The following is a 6,352-nucleotide window of genomic DNA, read 5'->3' on the forward strand; positions in this document are numbered from 1 at the left end:
CGGCGCCGCCGACGCCCTCCCGAAGGGGAGCGCCGGCGGCGCCGGACTCACTTGCAGCTGATCAGCAGCGCGAGCGTGGCCGAGCAGGTGCGGGACGCGCGGTCGTTCGCCGCCACCGGGTCGGTGGGCGCGCTCGCGGTGCGAGCGGCGGTGACGGTGAAGGTCCGGCCGAGGTTGAGCAGGCCGACGTGGACCGTCACGTGCCGGGTGACGCTCGCCCCCTTCGCGAGCGGACCGGCGACCGCGCAGGTCAGCTTGCCCGCCGCGATCGTGCAGTCGGTCGAGGAGGCGGTGAAGCCGGTCGGCAGGTCGGCCGAGATCGTCGCCGAGGTCACCGTCTCCGGGCCCTGGTTGGTGACGGTGAGGGTGTAGTCGACCCGCCCGGAGAACAGGCCGCCCACCGGGGTGGCGGCGAGCGAGACCGCGAGGTCGGCGGTGGGCGCGGTGTAGGTGAAGCGCCCGGCCGGGACGACGGCACTGGTACCCCCGGCCGTGGTGACCCGGACGTCGACGACCCCGGCCGCGGCGGCGGCGGGAGCGGTGGCGGTGCAGCCGGTCTCCGTGCACGAGACGGCGGTGGCGTTCCCGGCCGCGCCGAAGCTCACGGCGGTGGCGCCGTTAAGGCCGGTCCCGGTGATGGTGACCTTCGTCCCGCCCGCCTGCGGTCCACTCGCCGGACTGACCCCGGTGACGACCGGCACCGGCAGCGGGAAGCCGAGCACCGTCACGGCGTTCGCGGCGAAGTCGGCCAGGTAGCCGCGCCGCCCGTCCGGGGTGACGGCGAGCGCGTACGGGCTGGTGCCGACCGGCACCGTCGAGGTGACCTTGCGGTCCGCGGTGGCGATCACGCTCAGCGTGCCGTCACCGTAGTTGGAGGCGTACGCCGACTTGCCGTCGGGCGAGAGCGCGACCGAGAACGGGTTGGCCCCGACCGTCACCGTGGACACGACGGTGCGGCCCGCCGTGTCCAGCACGCTGACGGTGTCGTCACCGCCGTTGCCCGTCCAGAGGCGGGAGCCGTCGGCGCTCAGCGCCAGGCCGAAGACTCCGTGGCCGACGGGGACGTCCGCGCTCACCGTGTTGCTCGCGGTGTCGATGACGTCCACCGCCTGCGCGCCCGAGGCGGCGACGTAGACGTGCGCCCCGTCGGGCGAGACGGCCACGCCGTGCGGCTCCGCGCCGACCGGGACGGTCGCGGTCACGGTGTTGCTCGCGGTGTCGATCACGCTCACGGTCGCCGCGCCGGCGCTGCTGACGTACGCGCGGGCGCCGTCCGGAGAGACGGCCACCCCGAAGGGCTCGGCGCCGACCGCGACGGTGGCCGCCACGGTGTTGCTCGCGGTGTCGACGACGCTGACCGCGTCGTCGAGCTGGTGGGTCAGATAAGCGTGCTGCCCGTCGGGGGACCAGGCCACGGCGTACGAGCCGCTGCCGGCCGTGAACGTGCCGGAGACCGCGCCGGTGGCGGCGTCGAGCACGGTGACGGTGCCGCTGCTCTGGCTGGTCACGTACGCCCGGCTGCCGTCCGGCGCGAGTGCGACGCCCGCCGGGTAGGGCGCCACGGCGACGGTGGTCGTCACGACGGGCGCGGGCGCCGCGGCCCAGGCTGTGGCGGGCTGCACCAACAGCGCGGCCGTGGCCGCGCCGGTGGCGACCACGGCCGTCCAGGTGCGGCTCGGGGAACGGCTTATTCTCACGGGGGTCTGCTCCAGACTCGTCAGTACATCGGGGGAAGCGACGGGGTGCGGCGGCGGCTCCGCCACCGCACCGGGGCCGGACGAAGCGTAGAAGGCCGATTGACGGACCGTCATGAGTTGGCCGGGATTGTCGCCAAGTGTTTGGAATTGGTTGCCCTCCGTCGCCGGCCCGGGAGGTCACCGCGGCGGCGGTGGCCGGGGGCCGCTCCGACACCGGTGGCCGGGGCTCGCTCGGCTACCGGCGGCCGGGCCCTCCGGCAGCGGTGGCTGGGCTCTCCGGCAGCGGTGGCGGACCGGTGCCGGTCGGGCGCAGCCTGGAGGGAGGCGGTCAGGACGTCCCCGGGAGCGGTCATGGACGAGATCGACGTACTGGTGGTGGGCGCGGGCCCGGTCGGACTGACGGCCGCGGCCGAGCTTCGCCGCCACGGGGTCGACTGCCGGATCATCGACCGGCTGGCCGTCCCCCAGCACTACGCCAAGGCCGTCGGCGTCCAGCCGCGCACCATGGAGGTGTGGGACGCCATGGGCCTGGTCGGCGCGGCGCTGAACGAGGCCGTCCCGATGCACGGCCAGCTGCCCTTCGTCGACGGGCGGCCCGGGCCGCGGATCGAGCTCACGATGCCGCCCGACATCCCCTACGGCTTCGCCGCGCTCCCCCAGTACACGACGGAGCGGCTGCTCGCCGAGCACCTCGCCGGGTACGGCACGCGGGTCGAGCGCGGCACGGAGCTGCTCGCCCTCGATCAGGAGGCCGAGGCGGGCACCGGTGGTGCCGACGGGCCCGACGGCCGGGTCCTGGCCGTGCTCGCGACACCGTCCGGGCCGCGGGAGGTCCGGGCGCGCTACGTGATCGGCTGCGACGGCGCGCACAGCCTGGTCCGGAAGGCGGCGGGCCTGCGCTTCGAGGGCGACGCCTTCCCCGAGCAGTACATGCTGGGCGACGTCGAGGTCGACTGGGACCTCCCCGCCGGGTACGGCGTCCGCGCCACCCACCACGACGCCGAAGGCCGGGTCGACGACCTGCTGGTCTGCATCCCGCTCCCCGGCCGGGGGCGCTACCGGGTGTCGATGCTGGTCCCGGACGAACTGGCCCGCGCCGGGGCCCAGGACGGCGTCGCGCACGGGCTGGAGAGCGGAGCGGCCCCCGAACTGCGGCACATCCAGGCCGTGCTCGACCGGCTCTCGCCGCAGCCGACGCACGCCTCGGCGCTGCGCTGGTCCTCCACCTTCCGGATCAGCCACCGGTTGGTGGACCGCTACCGGGCCGGGCGGCTCTTCCTGGCCGGCGACGCCGCCCACATCCACCCGCCCACCGGCGCGCAGGGCATGAACACCGGCATCCAGGACGCCTACAACCTCGCGTGGAAGCTGGCGCTCGCCGTCCGAGGCGTCGGCGCCGCCGGCCTGCTCGACAGCTACCACGCCGAACGGCACCCGGTGGGCGCCGAGGTGGTCGGCCGGACGGTGCGCCACTCCCGGACCGGCGTCCAGGCCGACCCCGGCTCCCCCGACATCCTCGACGCGGTGCTGCGGCGGGAGGCCCAGCTGCTGGTCGGCTACCCGGACAGCCCGCTGGTCGAGCCGGAGGGCGACGGCGGACCGGCCGGGCACGGGCACGGGCCCGGCTCCGGCGCACGGGCCCCGGACAGCCGGGGACTGGCGCGCGACCTCGCGCACTACCCCGTCCGACTGTTCGACCTGCTGCGCGGCCCGCGCCACACCCTGCTGTTCCACCTCGACGCGGCGACACCCGAGGAGCCGGTCACCACGTGCGCGGTCGCCGCCCTCTCCACGGCCCACGGGCTGCTGGACGTCTACGCGGTGCTCGCACCGGACGCGCCCGCACCCCTGTGGCGGCTGCCGACCGCCCGGGACACCGGCGGCGAGTTCCGCAGCGCCTACGGGGCCCGCCCCGGCGAGGCCTTCCTGATCCGCCCCGACGGCTACCTCGCCGGACGCTTCCACCCGCCCACCCCGGACCGGCTGGCGACCTGTCTGCGCCGGACGTTCGGCACGGGGTGAGGGGGCGTCGGGGCGGCGGTCAGCCGATGAGGCGCTGCCACAGGACGTCCGGCGCGATGGTCGCCCGGTAGTCGAAGAAGAGGCTCAGCTCGCCGTTCTCACCGAGTTCACCGTGCTCACCCGCGAGCGAGTCGAGCGACCGGTGCCGCAGCGCGTCGTCCAGGAACCGCGGCTGCTCCCAGGGCGCCGAGAGCATCGCGATCGGCGCGGGCGCCGGCTTCCGCCGGCCATCGAACACCACCCAGCAGGCCATCTGCGGGAAGTACCCCGAGAGGGCGACCTGACGCACGAACTCGCCGAGCGTGGTGGCGCCGTCGGCCTCCAGGTGGGCTTCGTGGGGCGCGTCCACATCGTCCCCCATGGCAACACTGGCACGCGTGAGAGTGATTCGCATGGGGCCAGAGTAGCGACTATTCGTCACTCTGACGACAACCGAAACTCCCCACCTTGAACGCCTGCGACGAACGCCCACCAGCATCGGCCGCGAAGACGAGCACGGGCCCGCCGGGATCCTTGGAGTCACGAACGGGCATGGCACCGCCGTAGCCGTCCGCAACCTCCACGCAGCCGCCACCGCCATTGCTGTAGCTGCTCTTCCGCCACCGGGCACCACTCAGGTCGACGAGCATCGCAGCCGAAGCTCCTTCCTCAAGCTTGGATTCACCACCCATCACCTTGAGGCTACCCACGCAGAGCGCCCTCCGATCGGATGCGATCGGAGGGCGCAGGCGACGATCGATCAGACGGCGCCGAACTCGCCCGCCTGTACGGCGGCGACGAACGACCGCCAGGCATCAGCTGCGAAGACGAGCGAAGGCCCCTCGGAGTCCTTGGAGTCACGAACAGGCATGGCACCAGGGAACCCGGGCGCCACCTCGATGCAGTCGCCACCCTGCTGGCTGTAGCTGGACTTGATCCATCGGGCGCCGGTCCGGCGAGTGAGCATTGTCCTCAAGGTCCTCTCCGCAGAGTCGGTGTATCGACGGACGGGCCATACAGAAGTCCCCGACCGGGAACCCGCCAGCCGATTCAGATCATGTCGAACTCGCCGCCCTGCACAGCAATGACGAAGGAATGCCACGCTCCAGAGGGGAAGACAAGTGCGGGGCCCTCCGGGTCCTTCGAGTCACGAACAGGCATGACACCAGGGAACCCGGGCGCCACCTCGATGCAGTTGCCACCCTGCTGGCTGTAGCTGGACTTGATCCATCGAGCGCCGGTCCGGTCCATGGGCATCATCCTCGTAGTCCTCTCCACAGCTTGGCGCTACGCGACCTCGTGCTCAACAGGTATACCCACTCCTGAAGACCCCTCATCACGCTCGACGCAGATGGCCCCGACCGAGACGCGGTCGGGGCCATCGGAGACGCGGATGATCAGACGGTGCCGAACTCGCCGGCCTGGACGCCGTCGATGAATGACCGCCAGGCGTCGGACGGGAACACGAGCGCGGGGCCCTGGGGGTCCTTGGAATCGCGGACCGGGACGAGGCCGGGGAAGTCCGCCGCCACCTCCACGCACGAACCCCCATTGTTGCTGTAGGAAGCCTTGAACCACATTGCGTTGGACAGGTCTACGAGGCCGTTCATGACGTTCCTTTCACGCCTGGCGGATCATCTCCAGAGACGCGGCCTTCGGCAGCGCTTCCACTGCCAGCTGATGGTAGTCCCTCTCCAGGATCTTGGCGGTTTCGCTCTGCCGAACAAGGAAGCCGCGCAGTTGGCTCTCCGAGTACGCGAGCACGGACCGGTCCGCCATGGTCAGCAGTGTGACCATCATGGTGAAGGGCAGCTCCTCGGCGAGGCTGTAAGGGGCAATCTGGATGGTGACGTTCGGCCTGGCCGCCAGCTCCTCCAGATGTCGGAGTTGGCGGTCCATCACCTTCCGACCGCCCACTGGACGCCGGAGGCAACCTTCGTCCAGGACGAAGTGGAGCCAGGGAACCGGGTCGCGGTCCAGCAACCTCTGCCGGGTCAGCAGGAAGCTGACCCGGTCTTCGGCCTGTGCTTGCGTGATCTTTCCCCGTCGCACAGCGGCGGCCGCGAACGCCGCCGCATATTCCTGGGTCTGCAGCAGTCCTGGGACGACGCCGAGTTCGAAGTGTCGGACCTCGACCGCCTTCGCCTCCTGAGCTGCGTATTCGGGGAATCCTTCGAGGAGCGACGTATGGCTGAGGTTCCAGAACATCAACTCCAGCGTTCCACCGGTCTCGAGCACATTGTCAGCCCGGAGGGCGAACGGCTGCGTGGGATTGCGCGTAGCTCTTTCGATACTCGAAACGAGCGTGTCGCTGTACCCGATGAGCTCGGCGAAGGTCACCTGCGTCAGCCCCTCGCCTCGCGTGACCTGCGAAGTTGAACTCCGAACGCCGCAGCTGGTGATGACGTCGGGTCAAGATCGGTACGCCGCAAGATCGATCGCCTTTCGGATCCTGAATCCCACATCGGCCAAGTGTCGAGTGCGAGGCCTTCCGATCGTAGCTCCGATCACCTCACCATGGATACAGGTCGTGATGACCCAAACGCACAGAGCTACCAAGGAGCCCGCATGCCCAGCCGCCCCCGCACGCCCGCGTACCAGCCCCGGATCGGCGAAGTCGTCCGCGACCGGGCTCACCGCTCCCCCGACGGGCA

At 71.6% G+C, this 6,352-nt stretch carries 8 protein-coding genes; 1 reads left to right on the forward strand and 7 read right to left on the reverse strand.

The genetic code is table 11. From position 1 onward, the window contains the following. Positions 1-47 precede the first annotated feature (47 nt). Positions 48-1,697 (reverse strand): YVTN family beta-propeller repeat protein, encoded by a 1,650-nt coding sequence (locus ACZ34W_RS36365; protein WP_465610436.1) that lies wholly within the window; start codon positions 1,695-1,697, stop codon positions 48-50. A 351-nt stretch (positions 1,698-2,048) separates the two neighbouring features. Here ACZ34W_RS36365 and ACZ34W_RS36370 point away from each other — a divergent pair, with 351 nt between their 5' ends. Next, positions 2,049-3,719 (forward strand): FAD-dependent monooxygenase, encoded by a 1,671-nt coding sequence (locus ACZ34W_RS36370; RefSeq protein WP_465610438.1) that lies wholly within the window; start codon positions 2,049-2,051, stop codon positions 3,717-3,719. A 19-nt stretch (positions 3,720-3,738) separates the two neighbouring features. Here ACZ34W_RS36370 and ACZ34W_RS36375 read toward each other — a convergent pair whose 3' ends face one another. From ACZ34W_RS36375 to ACZ34W_RS36400, 6 genes are all read right to left on the reverse strand, one after another. Next, positions 3,739-4,113: a hypothetical protein gene (locus ACZ34W_RS36375; protein ID WP_329491184.1), complete on the reverse strand. Its 375-nt coding sequence runs from the start codon at positions 4,111-4,113 to the stop codon at positions 3,739-3,741. Between the two features lie 16 nt (positions 4,114-4,129). Beyond that, the gene (locus ACZ34W_RS36380) at positions 4,130-4,348 is read right to left on the reverse strand and encodes a DUF397 domain-containing protein (RefSeq protein WP_465610441.1); all 219 of its coding nucleotides are present in this window, start codon (positions 4,346-4,348) and stop codon (positions 4,130-4,132) included. A 110-nt stretch (positions 4,349-4,458) separates the two neighbouring features. Next, the gene (locus ACZ34W_RS36385; protein ID WP_465610443.1) at positions 4,459-4,665 is read right to left on the reverse strand and encodes a DUF397 domain-containing protein; all 207 of its coding nucleotides are present in this window, start codon (positions 4,663-4,665) and stop codon (positions 4,459-4,461) included. Positions 4,666-4,748: 83 nt separating this feature from the next. Beyond that, positions 4,749-4,949, reverse strand: a complete 201-nt coding sequence (locus tag ACZ34W_RS36390; protein ID WP_465610445.1) for a DUF397 domain-containing protein — start codon at positions 4,947-4,949, stop codon at positions 4,749-4,751. A 146-nt stretch (positions 4,950-5,095) separates the two neighbouring features. Further along, positions 5,096-5,308, reverse strand: coding sequence for a DUF397 domain-containing protein (locus ACZ34W_RS36395; RefSeq protein ID WP_465610447.1), 213 nt, complete (start codon positions 5,306-5,308; stop codon positions 5,096-5,098). 10 nt (positions 5,309-5,318) lie between these two features. Further along, complete coding sequence (locus tag ACZ34W_RS36400; RefSeq protein ID WP_465610449.1) at positions 5,319-6,038, reverse strand: DUF5753 domain-containing protein; 720 nt, start codon at positions 6,036-6,038, stop codon at positions 5,319-5,321. Positions 6,039-6,352: the final 314 nt, after the last annotated feature.

Source organism: Kitasatospora sp. NPDC022856 (genome assembly GCF_055561235.1).